17 protein-coding genes are annotated in these 18,312 nt (G+C 73.5%); 7 read left to right on the top strand and 10 right to left on the bottom strand.

From position 1 onward, the window contains the following. Positions 1 to 147 precede the first annotated feature (147 nt). Positions 148 to 975 (top strand): 3-hydroxybutyrate dehydrogenase, encoded by an 828-nt coding sequence (locus QJS33_RS26585; protein ID WP_306370820.1) that lies wholly within the window; start codon positions 148 to 150, stop codon positions 973 to 975. Continuing rightward, positions 960 to 2,945 carry a GAF domain-containing protein gene (locus QJS33_RS26580; RefSeq protein ID WP_306370819.1) on the top strand — a complete coding sequence of 662 codons (1,986 nt, stop codon included), beginning with the start codon at positions 960 to 962 and terminating at the stop codon, positions 2,943 to 2,945. Before QJS33_RS26585 ends, QJS33_RS26580 begins: the two co-directional genes overlap by 16 nt. Here QJS33_RS26580 and QJS33_RS26575 read toward each other — a convergent pair. The 6 genes from QJS33_RS26575 to QJS33_RS26550 are packed head-to-tail and all read right to left on the bottom strand — an operon-like array spanning position 2,871 to position 8,546. Continuing rightward, entirely contained in the window at positions 2,871 to 3,773 is a 903-nt protein-coding gene (locus tag QJS33_RS26575) for an alpha/beta fold hydrolase (protein ID WP_306370818.1), read from the bottom strand. The genes QJS33_RS26580 and QJS33_RS26575 overlap by 75 nt on opposite strands. A 13-nt stretch (positions 3,774 to 3,786) precedes the next feature. Continuing rightward, on the bottom strand, positions 3,787 to 4,899 hold the full coding sequence (locus QJS33_RS26570; protein ID WP_306370817.1) for a branched-chain amino acid ABC transporter permease: 1,113 nt from the start codon (positions 4,897 to 4,899) through the stop codon (positions 3,787 to 3,789). After that, positions 4,896 to 5,795 carry a branched-chain amino acid ABC transporter permease gene (locus tag QJS33_RS26565; protein WP_306370816.1) on the bottom strand — a complete coding sequence of 300 codons (900 nt, stop codon included), beginning with the start codon at positions 5,793 to 5,795 and terminating at the stop codon, positions 4,896 to 4,898. Before QJS33_RS26565 ends, QJS33_RS26570 begins: the two co-directional genes overlap by 4 nt. Then, positions 5,792 to 6,559: an ABC transporter ATP-binding protein gene (locus QJS33_RS26560; protein ID WP_306370815.1), complete on the bottom strand. Its 768-nt coding sequence runs from the start codon at positions 6,557 to 6,559 to the stop codon at positions 5,792 to 5,794. The genes QJS33_RS26565 and QJS33_RS26560 overlap by 4 nt, the downstream gene beginning before the upstream one ends. Further along, positions 6,556 to 7,362, bottom strand: a complete 807-nt coding sequence (locus QJS33_RS26555; protein ID WP_306370814.1) for an ABC transporter ATP-binding protein — start codon at positions 7,360 to 7,362, stop codon at positions 6,556 to 6,558. The genes QJS33_RS26560 and QJS33_RS26555 overlap by 4 nt, the downstream gene beginning before the upstream one ends. A gap of 2 nt (positions 7,363 to 7,364) precedes the next feature. Beyond that, the gene (locus QJS33_RS26550; protein WP_306370813.1) at positions 7,365 to 8,546 is read right to left on the bottom strand and encodes a substrate-binding domain-containing protein; all 1,182 of its coding nucleotides are present in this window, start codon (positions 8,544 to 8,546) and stop codon (positions 7,365 to 7,367) included. 266 nt (positions 8,547 to 8,812) lie between these two features. Between QJS33_RS26550 and QJS33_RS26545 the strand changes: the two genes are divergently transcribed. Further along, positions 8,813 to 9,019, top strand: a complete 207-nt coding sequence (locus QJS33_RS26545; RefSeq protein WP_372339719.1) for an NAD(P)H-binding protein — start codon at positions 8,813 to 8,815, stop codon at positions 9,017 to 9,019. A 14-nt stretch (positions 9,020 to 9,033) separates the two neighbouring features. Here QJS33_RS26545 and QJS33_RS26540 read toward each other — a convergent pair whose 3' ends face one another. Continuing rightward, positions 9,034 to 10,884, bottom strand: a complete 1,851-nt coding sequence (locus QJS33_RS26540) for a PASTA domain-containing protein (RefSeq protein ID WP_306370812.1) — start codon at positions 10,882 to 10,884, stop codon at positions 9,034 to 9,036. A 142-nt stretch (positions 10,885 to 11,026) separates the two neighbouring features. Here QJS33_RS26540 and QJS33_RS26535 point away from each other — a divergent pair, with 142 nt between their 5' ends. Further along, on the top strand, positions 11,027 to 11,998 hold the full coding sequence (locus QJS33_RS26535; RefSeq protein WP_306370811.1) for an ADP-ribosylglycohydrolase family protein: 972 nt from the start codon (positions 11,027 to 11,029) through the stop codon (positions 11,996 to 11,998). A gap of 139 nt (positions 11,999 to 12,137) precedes the next feature. Then, positions 12,138 to 12,659 carry a YbaK/EbsC family protein gene (locus tag QJS33_RS26530; RefSeq protein WP_306370810.1) on the top strand — a complete coding sequence of 174 codons (522 nt, stop codon included), beginning with the start codon at positions 12,138 to 12,140 and terminating at the stop codon, positions 12,657 to 12,659. 16 nt (positions 12,660 to 12,675) lie between these two features. Here QJS33_RS26530 and QJS33_RS26525 read toward each other — a convergent pair whose 3' ends face one another. Then, the gene (locus QJS33_RS26525; protein ID WP_306370809.1) at positions 12,676 to 13,224 is read right to left on the bottom strand and encodes an SMI1/KNR4 family protein; all 549 of its coding nucleotides are present in this window, start codon (positions 13,222 to 13,224) and stop codon (positions 12,676 to 12,678) included. 507 nt (positions 13,225 to 13,731) lie between these two features. Here QJS33_RS26525 and paaZ point away from each other — a divergent pair. Then, complete coding sequence (gene paaZ, locus QJS33_RS26520) at positions 13,732 to 15,771, top strand: phenylacetic acid degradation bifunctional protein PaaZ (protein WP_306370808.1); 2,040 nt, start codon at positions 13,732 to 13,734, stop codon at positions 15,769 to 15,771. Positions 15,772 to 15,829: 58 nt separating this feature from the next. On the opposite strand, the gene QJS33_RS26515 is transcribed toward paaZ, so the two are convergent. Next, positions 15,830 to 17,020, bottom strand: a complete 1,191-nt coding sequence (locus tag QJS33_RS26515; protein WP_306370807.1) for an MFS transporter — start codon at positions 17,018 to 17,020, stop codon at positions 15,830 to 15,832. A 64-nt stretch (positions 17,021 to 17,084) separates the two neighbouring features. Between QJS33_RS26515 and QJS33_RS26510 the strand changes: the two genes are divergently transcribed. After that, on the top strand, positions 17,085 to 17,465 hold the full coding sequence (locus QJS33_RS26510; protein WP_306370806.1) for a MerR family transcriptional regulator: 381 nt from the start codon (positions 17,085 to 17,087) through the stop codon (positions 17,463 to 17,465). A gap of 63 nt (positions 17,466 to 17,528) precedes the next feature. Here the strand turns inward: QJS33_RS26510 and QJS33_RS26505 are convergent. Beyond that, the coding region (locus QJS33_RS26505; RefSeq protein ID WP_306370805.1) for a 2-oxo acid dehydrogenase subunit E2 at positions 17,529 to 18,312 on the bottom strand (784 nt) is incomplete at its 5' end.

Raw genomic sequence — 18,312 nt, 5'->3', positions numbered from 1 at the left:
TGTAGCAGAGACCTCGATCACACACCGCTGTCCAGTGCGAACCCCACAGGGGCACGCGCGGGCATGGATGATGTCCACATGTCCGAGCCGGATGGTGTGTACCCGCCTCCTATCCCTCAGCCGCGCACGCGGGCCTACCTTGCTGCCATGACGACGCACGAGTTCCCGGAGGGCACAGCGCGGCGCGCCCCCCTGCCCCCCTCTCCCCGGCCCGCGGAGCGCACCGCCCGGGTCGACCTGACCGGCAAGACCGCCTTCGTCTCCGGTGCCGCCGGCGGTATCGGCCGGGCCTGCGCACTGCGGCTGGCCGACGCGGGCGCCACCGTGCGTCTGGCCGACGTGAACGCCGACGCCCTGAAAGCCCTGGCCGACCGCGGTGCGGGCGAGCCGGTCGTGCTGGACCTGACCGACCTGGACGCCGCCGAGGAGGCCGTCCGGGGCGCCGACATCGTCGTGAACAACGCGGGTGTGCAGACGGTCGCCCCGGTGCAGGACTTCCCTCCCGAGCGGTTCTCGTTCATCCTTCGTCTCATGGTCGAGTCGCCGTTCCGGCTGGTGCGCGGCGCCCTGCCGCACATGTACGCGCAGGGCTGGGGAAGGATCGTCAACATCTCCTCGGTGCACGGGCTGCGCGCCTCGGCCTACAAGTCGGCGTACGTGACGGCCAAGCACGGACTGGAGGGGTTCTCCAAGGTGGTGGCGCTGGAGGGCGCTCCACACGGGGTGACCTCCAACTGTGTGAACCCGGGCTATGTGCGCACAGCGCTGGTGGAGAAACAGATCGCGGACCAGGCGGCGGCGCACGGCATCCCCGAGGATCGGGTGGTGTCGGAGGTGCTGCTGGCGCGGACCCCGCTGAAGAGGTTGATCGAACCGGAGGAGGTGGCCGAGCTGGTCGCCTACCTGTGCGGTGACGACGCGTCGTACATCAACGGGGCGTCGCTGCCGGTGGACGGAGCATGGAGCGCGAGCTGAACACGACCCCTGCCCGGCCCGGGGACGACCCGACGGGCGTCGCCGGCCAGGCCTTCTTCCTGGACCTGCTGCTGCGCGACGCCCCGGCGGTGGAGTACGAGCGCCCCGTGCTGCGGGCCCGCGCCCAGGGCGCCGACCCGGAGGTGGTGGCCGCTCTGGAGGCGGCCAAGCTGACCGCGCTGCGGGTGCGGTCGGTGATGCGGGACCGGCGGCGCCGCGAGTCGGAGCTGAGCGCGCTGTTCGAGACCGCCAACGACCTGGCGGGGATGCGCAGCCTGGACCAGGTGCTGCGGGCGATCGTGGAACGGGCGCGCAACCTGTTGGGCACCGACGTCGCGTACCTGACACTGAGCGACCCGGAGGCGGGCGGCACCGTGATGCGGGTGACGTCGGGGTCGGTGTCGGCGTCGTTCCAGCAGCTGCGGCTGGGTGCGGGCAAGGGGCTGGGCGGGCTGGTGGCCAAGACCGCGCTGCCGTACGTGACGGCGAACTACTTCGCCGACCCGCGGTTCGCACACGCGGAGAACATCGACCACGCGGTGCGCGAGGAGGGCCTGGTGGCCATCCTGGGCGTCCCGTTGAAGATGAACGGCCGGGACGTGGGGGTGCTGTTCGCGGCGAACCGGCGGGAGCGGCCGTTCGCGCACTCGGAGGTGGCGCTGCTGTCGTCGTTGGCGACGCACGCGGCGATCGCGATCGACAGCGCCAACCTCATCGACGACACCCGGCGGGCGCTGGACGAGCTGCACACCGTCAACGAGCGGTTGCAGCGGCACACGGCTTCGGTGGAGCGTTCGGCGGCCGCCCACGACCGGCTCACCGACCTGGTGCTGCGCGGCGGCGGGGTGCGGGAGGTGGCGGCGGCGATCGCCGAGGTGCTGGGCGGTTCGGTGACGGTCCGGGACGTGACCACGGACGTGACGGTGACGGCGACCCCGCAGGGGTCGGTGACCGAGCGCTCGCACCCGCCGGAGCCGGACGGGGCCGTGGAGGAGGCGGTGCGGGCGGCGCTGGCGAGCGGCCGCGCCGTGCGCGCCGGGAACGCCTGGGTGGCGTCGGCCGCGGCGGGCAGCGAACCGTTGGGCACGCTGGTGCTGCGCGGGGTGGAGCTGGACGAGACCGACCAGCGGGTGCTGGAGCGGGCGGCGATGGTGACCGCGCTGCTGTTGCTGATCCGCCGTTCGGTGAGCGAGACCGAGCACCGGGTGCGCGGCGACCTGCTCAACGAACTGCTGGAGACCCCGGCGCGCGACCCGGAGTCGCTGCGGGAGCGGGCGGCGCTGCTGCACGCGGACCTGGACGCCCCGCACGTGCTGGTGGTGGCCGAGGCGCCGGGCGCCGATCCGGGGCGGCTGCGGTCGGCGGCCACGCACGTGGCCGAGACCACCGGCGGCCTGGCCGGGAACAGGGCGGGCCGGCTGGTGCTGGCGCTGCCGGGGACCGACCCCAGAACCGCCGGGCGGCGGGCGGCCGAGGAGCTGGCCCTGGCGGCCGGGGGCGCGCCGGTGACGGTGGGGCTGGCCGGGCCGACGGGCGGCCCGGAGCAGTTCCGGTCGGCGTTCTCGGAGGCGGCGCGGTGCGTCCAGACGCTGCGGGCGCTGGGCCGGGTGGGCGATCTGGCGACCGCCGAGGACCTGGGGTTCTCGGGGCTGCTGCTGGGCCGGGACCGGGACGTGCCGGGTTTCGTGCGGTCCGCGCTGGGCCCGCTGCTGGAGTACGACGAGCGGCGCGGGACGGTGCTGGTGGAGACGCTGCGCGCCTATTTCGCGGCCGGGGGCAACCTGTCCAGGGCCCGGACGGCGCTGCACATCCACGTGAACACGGTGGCACAGCGCCTGGAGCGGATCGGTCAGCTCATCGGGGAGGACTGGCAGCACCCCGACCGCGCTCTGGAGCTACAGCTGGCGCTGCACCTGCACGGTCTCCTGGACAAGGGTGTGGACCTGCTCGGCGAGCAGCCCGGCGGTTGAGGAGAACAGCGGCGTGTAGTGGTTGTCGTCGGGGAGTTCGACGGTGACCAGGGAGCCGGGCAGGTCGGCGAGGCGCTCGGGCGTGTACAGCCCGGGCGTTTCGTCCATGAGCCCGCGCGCCGTCCACAGCAGGCGGGCGGGGACCGGGAGCCGGTGGATCGCACCGAGGGTCTCCTCGTCGGACAGGACCTGGCCGCCGTCGATCCGCACGGCCGTCTCGTCGCAGGTGGATCGCAGGTCGGGGGCGGTCCCGGTGAGGTCGCGCAGGACGTAGTCGTCGGCCCAGGGGTTCCATCGCCCGGCGAAGGCCGGGTGCCGTTGCCAGAAGGCCCGGTAGTCGTCGGGGGAGTCGAAGGTCATGCGCAGCCGGGCCAGGGCCGGGCCCAGGACGGAGTCGATGTCGGTCCCGGCGGGGACGGGCAGCCCGTGGCCGCCGTCGACGAGCAGCAGCCCGGCCACCCGGTCGGGGTGGCGCACGGCGGCCAGGCAGGACACGAACGCGCCCATGGAGTGTCCGACCCAGACGGTCCGTTCCACACCCAGGTGGTCCAGGACGGCGACGAGGTCGTCCGTGTGGGCGGCCAGGCCGTGCGGACCGGGCAGGGTGCCGCTGGCCCCGCGCCCGCGCAGGTCGGGTGCGTGCAGCGGGGGTCCGCCGCGGGCGGCCAGCTCGGCCGCGGTCCGGGCGAAGGAGTGGCCGTTGGCGGTGATGCCGTGGACGGCCAGGACGGGGACGCCGGGGCCGTCACCCCACCGGGTGACGGCCAGGTCGCCCCCGGCGACGGGGACGGTGTACTCGTCCCCGCCGACCGGGGTGGTGTCGCTCATGGGGGTGTCCCTCTCACTCGTGTGCGGTCCGCCGGTCGCGCAGCGCCGACCGGACCCGACCGGGCAGCGCGGTCAGCCCGCCCGGGAAGAAGAAGACCATCAGCACGAAGAGCGTGCCGAGGATGAACAGGGGCTGGGACAGGGGTGCGGCGATCCAGTCGGGCAGGGCCGAGAAGGCCTCCCCGCCCGACTGGCGCAGCCGGTGCTCGGCGTAGGTGTACAGCCCGGCGCCCAGCACCGCGCCCCAGCGGCTGCCCGCCCCGCCCAGGGCCACCATCACCAGCAGGGTGAGCGTGAACTCGGCGGTGGTGATGGTGGGCGTGACACCGCCGGTGACCAGCAGGTAGACCACACCGCCCAGGGAGGCCAGGCCGCCGCCGACGGTGAACGCCGCCAGTTTGTACGGGTAGGGGTTGACGCCCAGCACCGCGACGCGCTGCTCGTTGGCGCGGATGCCCTGCCAGACCCGGCCCACCGGGGAGGCGGACAGCCACCACACCACGACGGTCGCGACCGCCGCGTAGGCGACCGCCGCCCAGTACAGGTTGACGGTGTTCATGACGCCCACGAACGCGTCGGGCACCACGGCGGTGTCGAGGGACAGCCCCTCCTCGCCGCCGGTCACCCGGCCCGGGTCGCGGGCCACCAGGATGGACCCGGCCTGGGCGAACGCCAGGGTGACCATGGCCATGGCGATGCCGTTGACCCGCAGCGCCACCGCGCCCAGCAGCAGGGACAGCAGGGTTCCGGCCAGGACGGAGACCAGTGCCGCCCACAGCAGGGGCAGTTCCAGCATCCGCATCAGGAGCGCGGCCGTGTAGGCGCCGCAGGCGAAGTACAGGGCGTGCCCGAAGGACAGCAGGCCCACCCGCCCGTACAGCAGGTCGTAGCTGGTGGCCAGGCCGCCGAACACCAGGCAGAACGCGAGCAGGTGCAGGGTGGCCGGGCTGTTGAGGGCGCCCTCGAACAGGCCGGGGACCGTCAGGGTGGAGAAGGGCAGGGTGGCCAGGACCACCAGTACGGCGACCGGGCCCGCCCAGCGGGGGATTCGGCGCCGGGCGCTCGGGGCCGGGGGCGCGGTGTCGTCGTCCGGGGCGGTCGCCCGGGGTTCGGTCTCGGTGATCATGCCACCCTCTCCGCGGACTTCTTCGCGGCCAGTCCGCCCTGCCGGGTGAGCAGCACCAGGGCGAGGACGATGACCACGGCGATGTCGCCGAGCCCGGCGACGGTGTAGTAGTTGGCGAACTGCTGGACCAGGGCGACGGTCACGGAGGCGATCGCGCAGCCGGTCAGTGAGGTGGTGCCGCCGATGACCACGACGATGAACGCGAAGATCAGCAGCGACATCCCCTGGGTGGGGGTGACCACTCCGTAGTAGAGGCCGCCCAGCGCGCCGGCCAGCGCGGCGGCGGCGCCGCCGATGGCGAACACCAGGGTGAAGGACTTGCGCACGTCGATGCCCAGGGCGGTGACCATGGCCCGGTCCTGGACCCCGGCGCGGACGATGAGCCCGTAGCGGGTGCGGGAGTTGAACAGCCACAGTGCGGTGAACAGGGCGACCGCGGCGAGGATGAGCAGCAGCCGGTCCCTGGGGATGTTGGCGCCCAGCACCTCGACGGTGCCGCGGACCAGGTCCGGTTTGGGGAAGGTCAGCGGGTCGGCGCCCCAGACGGCCTGGAGGAGCGCCGGGGTGGCCAGGCTGAGGCCGACCGTGGCGAGGATCTGTTCGCGGTGCCTGCCGTAGAGCGGGCGGATCACGCACAGTTCGACGAGGGTGGCGGCCAGGGTCCCGGCGGCGACGCCGAACACCAGGGCCAGCAGGAATCCGGCCCCGTCGGGGCCGGCCCCGGGCAGGAAGTTCGCCGCCCACCAGGTTCCGTAGGCCCCCAGGGCGAGGAACGCCCCGTGCGCGAAGTTGAGCACGTCCATGAGGCCGAAGATCAGCGACAGGCCGGAGGCGATGAGGAAGTAGAGGGCGCCCAGGCCGAGCCCGGTGACGATGAGGAGGACCACGGTGCTCACGCGGTCGGCCTCCCTTCGGTGTCGGCGGGTGCGGCGGTGCCGGCGGCGGGTGCGGCCGCGCGGGACACGCCGAGGAGTTCGCGGACGCGGTCGGCGTCGTCGAGGAGGTCCGGGGCGGGCCCGGTGTGGACGACCCGTCCGGCGTCCAGGACGACGGCGGCGCCCCCGACCCGGCGGACCAGGGACAGGTTCTGCTCGACCAGCAGCACCGGCACCTCCTCGGCGGCGCGGGCCACCGCGTCGGCGACCTCGCGGACGATCCGCGGTGCCAGGCCCTTGGTGGGCTCGTCGACGATGAGGAGCCGGTTGTCGTTGAGCAGGGCGCGGCCGATGGCGAGCATCTGCTGCTGGCCGCCGGACAGGGTGCCCGCGGGCTGCTCCCGGCGCTTTTCGAGTTCCGGGAACAGTTCGTGTACGAGGTCATAGCGGTGGGTTCCGGGGCGGCGTTCGGCGATGCGCAGGTTCTCGGCGACGGTGAGGGCGGCGAAGACGCCGCGTTCCTCGGGGACGTAGCCGATGCCCCGGGTGACGATGGCGTGGGTGGGTTCGGCGGTGATGTCGACGCCGTCGAAGGCGACCCGGCCGGTGCGGGGCACCAGGCCCAGGACGGCCTTGACGGTGGTGGTCTTGCCGACGCCGTTGCGGCCGAGCAGGGAGGTGACGCCGCGTTCGGGCATGGCGAAGGTGACGCCCTGGAGGATGTGGGAGCCCTCGATCCACACGTTGAGGTCGGCCGCCTCCAGCAGCGGTCCGGCGGCGGTCACGCGCCGTCCCCGAGGTAGGCGGCCTGGACGCCGGGGTCGGCCATGGCGGAGTCGGGGTCGGTGAAGGCGAGCAGTGCGCCGTGGTGCATCACGGCCAGCCGGTCGGCCATGTCGAGGAGCACCTCCATGTGGTGTTCGACCATGAGGACGGTGCACCCCTGTTCGCGGTGCACGTCCCGGATGACGGTGGTGAGTTCGCCGATCTCCCCGGCGCTGACCCCGGCCATGGGCTCGTCCAGGAGGATGAGCCGGGGGCGGCGGGCCAGCAGCAGGGCGAGTTCGAGCTTGCGCTTGTCGCCGTGGGAGAGGTCCCCGGCCAGGGCGGCGGTGCGGTGGGAGAGGCGGACCAGTTCCAGGGCGGCCGCCGACTCGGGGCCGCCGTCGTCCCCGGCGCGCTTCCAGAATCTGCGGGAGTCGCCGGTGCGGGCCTGGACGGCCAGGCCCACGTTGGCGCCGACGGTGAGGTCGGCGAAGACGCTGGAGGTCTGGAAGGTGCGGCCCATGCCCAGGCGGGCCCGTTGGTACGGGGCGTGCCGGGTGATGTCGGCGCCGCCCAGGGAGACGGTGCCCGCGGTGGGCCGGGTGAGGCCGGAGACCAGGTTGAACAGGGAGGTCTTGCCTGCGCCGTTGGGTCCGATGAGGGCGACGAACTCGCCTTCGGCGACGTGCATGGTGATGTCGTCGACGATGACGGCGCCGCCGACCGACCAGCTCAGGTGGTCCAGGGCCAGGGAGGTCGCGGCGGCCGGGGCCGCGGCGCCGGGCGCGGCGGCCGCCGTGCCCGTGGCGTTGTCGGCGGCCATGCCTACTCCGCCTCCGCGATGACGGGCTCGATGTCGGCGGCGGGGATCTCCGCGACCAGCTCCGGCTCGGCGGCGTCGCCGGAGCCGACCAGTTCGACCTGGTACATGGGCTGGAGCAGGGCATGGTCCTCGGCCCGGACGGTCAGCTCGCCCTTGACGCCGTCGAAGGTCCAGCCCTCCAGGGCGGCGACGCGGTCGGCCGTGGTGTCGCCCTCGGTGGCGGCGTGGACGATCATCTGGGCGGCGGTGAAGCCGTCGGGGGTGAACAGGTCGACGGTGCCGCCCGCCTCCTCGACGCGCTCGCGCATGGCCAGGGCGGCGTCGGTCTCGGAGGCGCCGTCGAAGTAGTGGGACAGGAACGAGATATCGCCGCCCGCCTCGCCGAAGACCGGGTAGGACGCCCTGATGTCCAGGCCGGTGACGACCTCGGTGGCGGAGAGGACGTCCTGCTGGTCCAGGGCCTGCCACATGGCGGCGGCGGTCTCCCCGGCCCAGGCGACGAACACCAGGTCGGCGTCGGCCCGGCCGACCTGCTCGGCGAAGGGGGTGAGGTCGGTGGTGTCCGCCGGGGCCAGGACGCTCTCGACCTCGGCGCCCTCCCCGCCCAGGACGGCGGTGACGGCGTCGACGTTGGCCTGGCCGAAGGTGCTCTGTTGGGCGAACACGACGACCTTGGAGCCCTCGGGGTCGTCCATGAAGCTGCCCGCGGCGAGGATGTCCTGGTAGGTCTGGCGGCCGGAGCGGAAGGTGTTGGCGTTGATGCCGGTGACGGCGTCGGTGGCGGCCGGGCCGGAGATGAAGAGGATGTCGTCCTGCTCGGCCAGGGGGGCGACCTGGACGGCGATGCCGGAGGCGGTGGACCCGGCGATGATGTCGTGTCCGGTGCCGATGAGCTCGCGGGCCGCGGAGACCGCGGCGGTGGGGTCGCCGCCGTCGTCCATGTACTCGACCTCGACGGCGCGGCCGTCGATCTCCATCGAGCCGGCGGTGGCGTAGTCGAGGCCCGCCTCCAGGCCCTGCCTGTACTGCTCGCCGTAGGTGGCCAGAGGGCCGGTGGCGGAGTAGACGATACCGATCCTGATCGGCCCGTCCTCGCCCCCTCCCGCGGCCTCTCCGGGGCTGCCGCAGGCGGTGAGCGCGAGGACGACCGCGCAGGAGGCGACGGTCAGGGGGGTCTTGCGCATTTCTCTTCCTCCAGTCGGCACCGCCTGGTCACGATCGCCCGCGCTGGGGGATGGGGTGCCAACCCGAAGGTAGAGCCATGGTGATTCGTTTCACATGTACATGTGACATACATTCAGGCGCGAACCGGTGTAGAGGGAGACCACACGGGCCGCCGGGACGGCCCGGCGCGGGCCCCCGCGCAGTTGACCTCAACATTCGTTGAGGCACGAGGATGGTGGCCGAGCGCCCGGAGAGCACCGGGTGCACGGCCGACAGGGGTCCGGGCATGGAGCGACCGGTGCTGGTGACCGGGGCGACCGGGAACACGGGACGGCACGTGGTGGCCGGACTGCCGGCGGAGGGTGTGCCCGTGCGGGCCCTCGTCCGGCCCGCGGACCACGGCCTGCCCGACGGGGTGGACGCAGTGGTCGGCGACGTCACCGACCCGGCCGCGGCGGCGTGGGCGCGCGACCACGCCGCCGACTTCCGGTGACCGGCGGCGCGGGCTCAGCAGCGGCCGCGGTCGGACCAGGGGCCCCAGAGGGAGCCGGGTTCGGGCGGGGAGTCCTGGTTCCACCAGCGGGCCTCGTACTCGCGGCCGTCATGGCTCACCCGTTCCCCCTCCTCGTAGACGGTGCCGGATCTCCAGGCGGGGGCGGAGCAGGAGTCGTCGCCCCAGCCGCCTCCGCCTCCGCCTCCGCCGCCGTTGCCGCCGCCGTTGTTCCCGTTGCCGTTGCCGGACTCCTCGTCGCGGTCGTCGTCGGTCTCCTCCGCGGAGGACTCCGAGGGCTCCTCGTCCTCCTCGTCCTCCTCCTCGTCCTCCTCCTCGGGTTCCGGGCCGGTCGAGACGGTCACCGCGACCTCTCCCTCCTCGGGCAGGATCGATCCCGGTTCGGGGTTCTGGGCACTGACCCCGCCCGCCTCGACGGTCTCGTGGTGCTCCTCGACGACCACCGCGGTCAGGCCGACGCGGGTGAGGGCGTCGACGGCGTCCTCCTCCGTCATCCCGTCCAGTGAGGGGACGATGACCCCCTCGCTGACCCGGAGGACCACCTCCTCCTCGCGGTCGCCCTCCTCGCCCACGGCGGGTTCGGTGGCCAGGACGGTCCCCGGCAACTGCTCGGCGGAGTGCTCCTGGACGACGTCGATGCGCGTGAAACCCGCTTCGCGCAGCAGGTTGCGGGCCTCGTTCTCGGTGTCGCCGACCACGTCCGGGACGACCGCGCGGCGAGGGCCGACGGACAGCGCCAGCGTGACCTCGTCGCCCTGGGCCAGGACGGTGCCCGGACCCGGCTCGCTGCCCGCGACCCCGCCCTGCTCGACGGTGTCGTCATAGGTGTCCCGGAAACGGATCTCCAGGCCCAGGCCGAGCGACTCCAGCCGTTCCTCCGCCTCCTCGGCGCCGACGCCCACCAGGTCGGGGAGGACGGCCTCGGGCTCCTCGGGGAGCAGCGCCCATCCGACCGCGAACAGCGCGGCGACCAGCAGCACGGCGGCCGCGAGCACGGGGAGGCGGCGCCGGAACGGCCTGGGGCGGGGGGCGGGGAGTTCGGCGGCGGCGATCGGTATGGGCCGGGTGGTGTCGGCGCCGCCCTCCTCCAGCGGTCGGGACAGCGACCGCATCACCTGCTCGACCAGGGTGAGGTACTGGCCCGCGTCGCGGGGCCGGTAACGCGGGTTGGGGTCGGTCGCGTTGGCGACCAGCATGTCCAGGTCCGGCGGCAGGGAGTCCACCAGCGCCGAGGGGCGCAGCGGGCGCACGTCCTCGGGCGCGACGCGTTCACCGGTCAGGAGCAGGTGGAGGAGGAGTCCCACCGCCCGCACGTCGGTGCGGGTGTCGGGGGCCTCGTCCTCGGCGGCGTCGAAGAGCAGGGGGAAACCGGTGATACCCACCCCGCCGTCCCTGCCGACGACGATCCGGTCGGGGGTGAGGGCGCCGTGGACGATGCCCTGGGCGTGGGCGGTGTCGAGCACCTCCAGGAGGGAGGCCGCGATCCCCAGCGCCGTGTGCGGGGTGTAGTGCAGGTCGCCTGAGCTCAGCGCCCGGTCGAGGGTCTCCCCCCGGAGGTACTCGGTGACCGCGTAAACCCGGTCGCCGTCGCGGCCGTGGTCGAGGAGCCGGGCCAGGCCCGGGTGGGAGACCGCCTCCAGGTGCTGGGCCCGGCCCCGAAAGGCGTGCACCACTGATTCCTCGCCCACCAGCCAGGAGTGCAGGACGATGACCAGGACGGTGTTCCCCGTGGTGAAGTCGTGGGCCGGGTAGGCGCTCCCCGAGGCGTCACTGTGCAGGAGCTCGCCGAGGGCATAGCGCCCGTCCAGGACGGCACCGGAGTGGGGATCGGGGGTGGGGGTCTCCATGTCTCGGAATTGTACGGGCCGAAATTCCGGAATTCGGCTCTGATTTCCGGCCGTACCGGTTCGCTCACCCGACCCCCGCGGCGGTGGTCCGAACGGTAATGTCGGCGCTGTCCCCGTTCCATCGAAGTGTTGCGAGGCAGCCGTGCGAACCCCGTCGACCGGAAGCATCGAGGACCGCGCCGTGGGCGTGCTGCTGGGCTCCGCCTGCGGCGACGCGCTGGGCGTGCCCTACGAGTTCGGCCCCGCCCTGTCCGAGCGCCGGGTGCCGGAGATGGTCGGCGGCGGACTGGGCCCCTACGCGCCGGGGGAGTACTCCGACGACACCCAGATGGCGGTGTGCATCGCCCGCACGTTGCGCGACCACGACGACCCGCTGTCCGCCGAGGCGCTGGGCGCGACCGCCGACGCCTTCCTGGAATGGGCGAACGGAGGGGCCTCCGACATCGGCAACCAGACCCGGAAGGTGATGCTCGGCGCCGGGCACGCCTTCCGCCGCCCCGAGGTCGCCGAGGTGATGACGGCGTACGCCGCGGGCCTGTTCGAGCAGGGGATGCCGAGCGCGGGCAACGGTTCGCTGATGCGCACCGGCCCGCTGGCGCTGGCGTACCTGCACGACCCGGAGGGGCTGGCCCGGGCCGCCGACGCCTACAGCCGCCTGACGCACGGGGACCCGCTGGCGTCGGAGGCGTGTGTGCTGTGGTGTGAGGGAATCCGCCGGGCGGTGCTGGAGGGAACGCCCGACGGGGTCCGCGCCGGGGTGGAACTGCTGCCGGAAGGCCGCCGGGGGCAGTGGAAGACCTGGATCGACGGGGCGGAGCAGGCGGCCCCGCACGGTTTCCCCGACAACGGGTTCGTGCTGAGCGCGCTCCAGGCGGCCTGGTCGGCCCTCACTCGCAACCCGGAGGGGTACGTGCCCGCCGTGCACGCGGCGGTGCGCGCGGGCAACGACACCGACACCGTGGCGTCGATCGCCGGGTCGCTGGCCGGAGCCCTGTGGGGTGCGTCGGGCATCCCCGCGGGGTACCTGTCGGCGGTGCACGGGTGGCCCGGGTACCGCGCCGACGACCTGGCCGGACTCGCCCTGGACATCCTGCGGCGGCACTCCGCACGATAGTTCCCTGGGACGTGTTCGGCGGATCATTGCGGGTCGCGGCCGCTCCCCGCACTCGGCGCAAGCGCCGAGCCACACGAAGGCATCCGCCGGACCCGCCCTAGGCTGGGGGCGTCCGGAACGCGAAGCGAGGAGCATACCCATGTCCGTGACGTTGAACTGGGTGGACGCCGGCGAGCAGGAGCACCTGATGGCCGCGCCGGTCCGGGAGGCCGTGCGGGGCCACGCCGAGGTGCGGGTCGCGCCGATCGACCCGGACCTGGCGGACACGGCGGCCTTCTGCACCCACTACGGGATGACACTGGAGACCAGCGCCAACTGCGTGGTGGTGGCCGCCAAGCGCGGCGGCGAGACCACCTACGCGGCGTGCATGGTGCTGGCCACCGACCGGGCCGACGTCAACGGCGCGGTCCGCCGCCACCTGGGTGCGCGCAAGGCGTCGTTCGCGCCGATGGCCGAGGCCACGGGGCTGACCGGGATGGAGTACGGGGGGATCACCCCGTTCGGGCTGCCGCGGGGGTGGCCGGTCCTCGTGGACGAGGCCGTGGCGACCGCCCCGCACGTGGTGGTGGGCAGCGGGCTGCGCCGGTCCAAGCTGTGGGTGCCGGGCAAGCTGGTGGCCGCCCTCCCCGGCGCCGAGGTCCTCCCCCTCGCCCAGCGCTGACCGCCGGGTCCGGGGGTCACCCGAACCAGGGGAGTCCGGCGGCCCAGTGGGAGACCCACCCGGCGAACCCGGGGACGCCGCCGGAGGTGACGCCCGCCTCCCCGCCGAAGGGGCCCGCCCCCTCCTCCGCGATCAGCCAGACGTTCCCCCGCTGGGGGCCGGTGACGACGAGGTGCCAGTACTGGCCGCAGCCGTCGGTGCCGAGCACCAGGGACCCGTGGTCGAAAACGGGGTCGAGGACCTCGTCCTCGGGCTCCTCGTCGTCGGCGCACCAGGTCCACGCCCCGACGAGGGGGAAGGGGCGGGCGAGGAGGCGCTCCGGCCGCCCCTCGCCCCAGTCCCGGGGCATCTCCGCGAGGGGGAGCAGCCCGTACTCGGGCGGGCCCTCGGGTGACCCGTCGGCGATCTCGGCGACGAAGGTGCGGTAGGGCTCGGGCAGGGTGATGCCGTGCCCGGCCTCGAAGGCCCGGACCGCGTCCCACCCCAGGGGTGGAAGGCGGCGGGCGGCGGCGAAGGCCGCCCGGAGGACGTCGAGGTCGGCGGCGAGGGCCCGTTCGGTTTCCATGGGGTGAGCGTGGCACGCGGGAACGACGGTCCGCGCGGTCCGTCCACAGGCTGTGGACGAGCCGGGCAGGCGGCGACCTCCCGGGGCGGGGCCGGTCCTCGACCTCGGCGACCCAGGCCGTGTCCACGATCACCGAGCAGTGGTCGACCACCGGCGGCTCCACCCCCGCGGGCTGCTCGTACTCCGACTCCACCATGACGATCTCGAAGTAGAGCGGCATCCCGGTGTCGGCGTCGAACATGATCCGGCGCTCCGGGGTCTCCTCGCCCCGTTCCTCCACCGGGAACAGCTCGCCCTCGCGCCCGTGCCGGTCCCACTCCTCTTCTGTCCGCGGCGGGCCGTTCATTACAGGCCTTCTTCGGGATGTCGACAAGACGGCCTCTCCACACGTCCACATGGCGGGAAAACGCAGGTGGCGGCGGACGCGGCCACCTGGACACTATTTACTGAACGATCGGTCTGTAATACTGTGCCGGAAGACACTCAGCCCGAGGAGAGGACCGTCAGGTGTCCGAAGCACTGGAGAGCTACGCGCTGGGATCGTGGTTCACCCCCACCGACGAGGGCGAACCCCTCGCCGACGCGAACACCGGCGAGACCGTCGCCCGCATGTCGAAGAACGGCCCCGACATCGCCGCCATGGTCGACTACGCCCGCACCGTCGGCGGCCCGGCACTGCGCGCCCTCACCTTCCACCAGCGCGCGAACCTGCTCAAGTCCCTCGCCCAGCACCTGATGCAGTACAAGGACGAGTTCTACGCGCTCTCCCACCGGACCGGCGCCACCAAGCGCGACAGCGCGGTGGACATCGACGGCGGGTTCGGCACCCTCTTCAGCTTCTCCAGCAAGGGCCGCCGCGAGCTGCCCAACTCCACGGTCATCCTCGACGGCCCCCTGGAGCGGCTCAGCCGCGAGGGCACCTTCGTGGGCCGACACGTCTACACCTCACGGCCCGGTGTCGCCGTGCAGATCAACGCGTTCAACTTCCCCGTGTGGGGCATGCTCGAAAAGCTCGCCCCCGCGTTCCTGGCCGGGCTGCCCAGCATCGTCAAACCCGCCGCCCAGACCGCCTACCTCACCGAGGCCGTGGTCCGCCGGGCCGTCGAGTCGGGGATCCTGCCCGAGGGCTCGCTCCAACTGCTCGTCGCCGGGCACCGGGGGCTGCTCGACGACCTGGGCCCGCAGGACATCGTCGGCTTCACCGGCTCGGCCGCCACCGGCGCCATCCTGCGCAACCACCCGAACGTCGTCAGCGGCGGGACGCAGCTCAACGTCGAGGCCGACTCGCTCAACTGCTCCATCCTGGGTCCGGACGTCACCGCCGAGGACCCCGAGTTCGAGCTGTACATCAAGCAGGTCGTCACCGAGATGACCGTCAAGGCGGGGCAGAAGTGCACCGCCATCCGCCGCGTCATCGTCCCCGAGGCCATGGCCGACACCGTCGTCGAGGCCCTGCGGGCACGCCTGGCCAAGGTCGTGGTGGGAGCCGCCGACCACCCGGAAACCCGTATGGGCGCCCTGGTGTCCCTGGCCCAGCGCGACGAGGTCCGCAAGGCGGTCAAGGCCCTGCGCACCTCCTGCGAGCTGGTGTACGGCGACCCCGAGCGGGTCGAGGTCGTGGGCGCCGACGCCGAGTCCGGCGCGTTCATGTCGCCGATCCTGCTGCGCGCCGAGCCGGGCGCCCGGGAACCGCACGAGGTCGAGGCGTTCGGCCCGGTCAGCACCGTCATCACCTACGGGTCGGTGGCCGAGGCCGTCGAACTGGCCGCCCTGGGCCGGGGCTCCCTGGTGGGCTCGCTGGTCACCCACGACCCCGACGTGGCCCGCGAGGTCGTGCTGGGCGTCGCCCCCTGGCACGGCCGCATCCTGGTGCTCGACCGGGACGACGCCAAGGAGTCCACCGGCCACGGCTCCCCGCTGCCCGTGCTGGTGCACGGCGGCCCGGGCCGCGCCGGCGGCGGCGAGGAGCTGGGCGGCGTGCGCGGCGTCAAGCACCACATGCAGCGCACCGCGATCCAGGCCTCGCCGGACATGCTCACCGCGATCACCGGACACTGGACCACGGGGTCCAAGCGGAACGTGGGCGACGTCCACCCCTTCCGCAAGAACCTCGCGGAGCTGCGGATCGGCGACACCATCGAGTCGGCGGAGCGCACGGTGACCCGCGCCGACATCGACCACTTCGCCGAGTTCACCGGTGACACGTTCTACGCCCACACCGACGAGGAGGCCGCGGCCGCCAACCCGCTGTTCGGCGGGATCGTGGCGCACGGCTACCTGGTGGTGTCGCTGGCCGCGGGCCTGTTCGTGGACCCGGCGCCGGGCCCGGTGCTGGCCAACTTCGGCGTGGACGACCTGCGGTTCCTCACCCCGGTGAAGGAGGACGCGGTCATCAAGGTGACGCTGACGGCCAAGCAGATCACCCCGCGCACCAACGCCGAGTACGGCGAGGTCCGCTGGGACGCCGTGGTCACCGACCAGGACGGCGCGGCCGTCGCCACCTACGACGTGCTCACCCTGGTCGCCAAGGGCGACGGGCAGGAGTAGCGCCCGGTCACCCCGCCGACGAATCGGTGCCCCCGGCCGACCGGGGGCACCACCGCGTTCAAGACCGTGCGGCAGGGAACGCCTTCCGCGAGGCCAGGACCAGCAGCACCACCGGGACGGTCAGGACGAGCACGCCCCAGGGCAGCGCACCGGCGCCCGCTCGGGCGAGCAGCGCCCCGCCCACCGCGCCGCCGCCGGCCATGGCGACGTTCCACAGCGTGACGTACACGGACTGGGCGGTGACCGCCGCCGCCCCGCCGACGTCGGCGACCGCGGTCTGGAGCAGGGTCGGCACCCCGCCCCACCCGAGCCCCCACAGCGCGGCCGCGGCCAGGGCCGCGCCCGGCAGGTCCGCGACCAGGGCCAGCAGCAGGGCGGCCGCGCCGATGAGCAGGACCGCGCCGACGGTCAGCGCCCGCAGCCTCCGGTCGATGAGGACGCCCACGATCCAGACCCCGGCCACGGAGGCCGCCCCGAACACCAGGAGGACGAGGTCCACGCCGCCGCCCCGGCCCGCGTCCGCGAGGACGGGGGCGATGTAGGTGTACAGGACGGTGTGGGCGGTCACCAGCAGGAGGGTGACGGCCAGCAGCGGGACCAGCCCGGGCAGGGCGAACACGCGGGCGAACGGCACCCGTTCTTCGCGGGGCTGTCCCGGCCGGTCGGGCACGGCGGCCAGGATCCACACGACCAGGGCCACGGCGATCGCGGTGATGGTCAGGAACACCGTGCGCCAGCCGACCGCCTGGCCCAGGAAGGCGCCGGCGGGCACCCCCAGGGACAGGGCGACCGGGATGCCGATGAGGACGACGGCGATCGCCCGGCCCTGGAGGCGGTCCGGCACCAGGGAGCGCGCGTAGCCGACGAGCATCGCCCAGGCGAGCCCCGCGGCGACCCCGGCGGCGCCCCGGGCGGCCAGGGTGAGCAGGTGGTCGGAGGACAGGGCGGTGACGGTGTTGGCCGCGGCGAACAGTGCCACGGTCCCCAGCAGGAGGGGGCGGCGGCGCAGCCCGGCGGTGGCCGCCGCGAGCGGGATCACGGTGAACGCGGTGCCGGCGGCGTAGGCCGTCACGGCCTGCCCCATAGTGGACTCGTCCACCCCGAGGTCGGCGCTCATGGCGGGCAGCAGACCGGCGGGCACCAGCTCGGTGAGGACGACGAGGAGGGCGACGGAGGCCAGGGCGAGGAGGGCGGTCCACGGCATCCGCGCCGACCGTTCGGGGATGACCCCTTGTGCGGTGGTGTTCATGACGTCATGCTCGAACCCTCACATCTATGTGAAGGTCAACGGGCCGACGGGTGAGGTGGACCACATGAGGATCGGAGAGCTGTCGGAGCGGACCGAGACCCCGCGCCGCCTGCTGCGGTACTACGAGGAGCAGGGGCTGATCCTGCCCCGGCGTATGGAGAACGGCTACCGGGACTACGACGAGGACACCGTCGACCGGGTGGTCCAGATCCGTGGGCTGCTCGACGCCGGGCTGCCCACCAGGGTCATCAGGCAGATGATGCCCTGTCTGAACGGGCCCCGCTCGATCCTCATCTCCGACGTCTCACCGCAGATGGTCGCGACCCTGCGCGCCGAGCTCGAACGCATGGACCGGCGCATCCGCTGCCTGGAACAGAACCGCAGAGCCATCTCCGACTACCTGGATGCGGTGCTGCCCGCCGAGCGGGCCGCCACGGCCCCCTGACCCGAGCGCGAGGAGCGCCCCGGAGGGTGCCGACTCCCTCCGGGGCGCTGCTGTGGGGCCCCGCTACAGGCGGGCGATGGCCGCGGCGGGGTCCTCGATGGCGTCGGCGACGACCCGCATGAAGCCGGCCGCCGCGCCGCCGTCGCACACCCGGTGGTCGAACGCGAACGACAGCTGGGTGATTTTGCGGACGGTCAGCTCGCCGTCCACCACCCACGGGCGGTCGATGATCCGGCCGATGCCGAGGATGGCCACCTGCGGGTGGTTGATGATGGCGGCGCTTCCGTCGACCCGCAGCGAACCGTAGTTGTTGAGGGTGAAGGTGCCGCCGGTCATCTCGGCCGGGGTGGCCCTGCCCGCGCGGGCCGCGGCGGTGAGCCGCCGGATCTCGGCGTCCAGCTCGGCGGTGGTGAGCCTGTGCGCGCCGAGCACGGCCGGGGCGACCAGGCCGCGGTCGGTCTGCACGGCCAGGCCGAGGTTGATCCCGTCGTACTGGACCAGTTCGCCGCGCTCGGTGTCCACCAGCCCGTTGAGCTCGGGGTGGGCGCGCAGCCCGGCCACGGTGAACCGGGCGACGTAGGACAGCAGCCCCGGACCGTCCGGGTGGGCGGTGCGCAGGCGGACCAGCTCGGTGGCGTCGACGTCCACCCACACGGTGGCCTCGGGGATCTCGCTGCGGCTGCGCGAGAGTGCGGCGGCGACGCTCTTGCGGAACCCGCTCATGGGCACCCGGCTGGACTCGGCCAGACCGGTGCGCGGATCCGCGGCGCCTGCCCCGGCGGGTGCCGGGGCGGCCGGGGCGGCCGGGGCCTCGGCGGCCTCGGCGGCCTCGATCGCGGCGAGCACG

Source organism: Nocardiopsis sp. CC223A, assembly GCF_030766825.1.
GTDB lineage: Bacteria > Actinomycetota > Actinomycetes > Streptosporangiales > Streptosporangiaceae > Nocardiopsis.
This window is presented reverse-complemented; position numbering and strand designations above follow the sequence as displayed.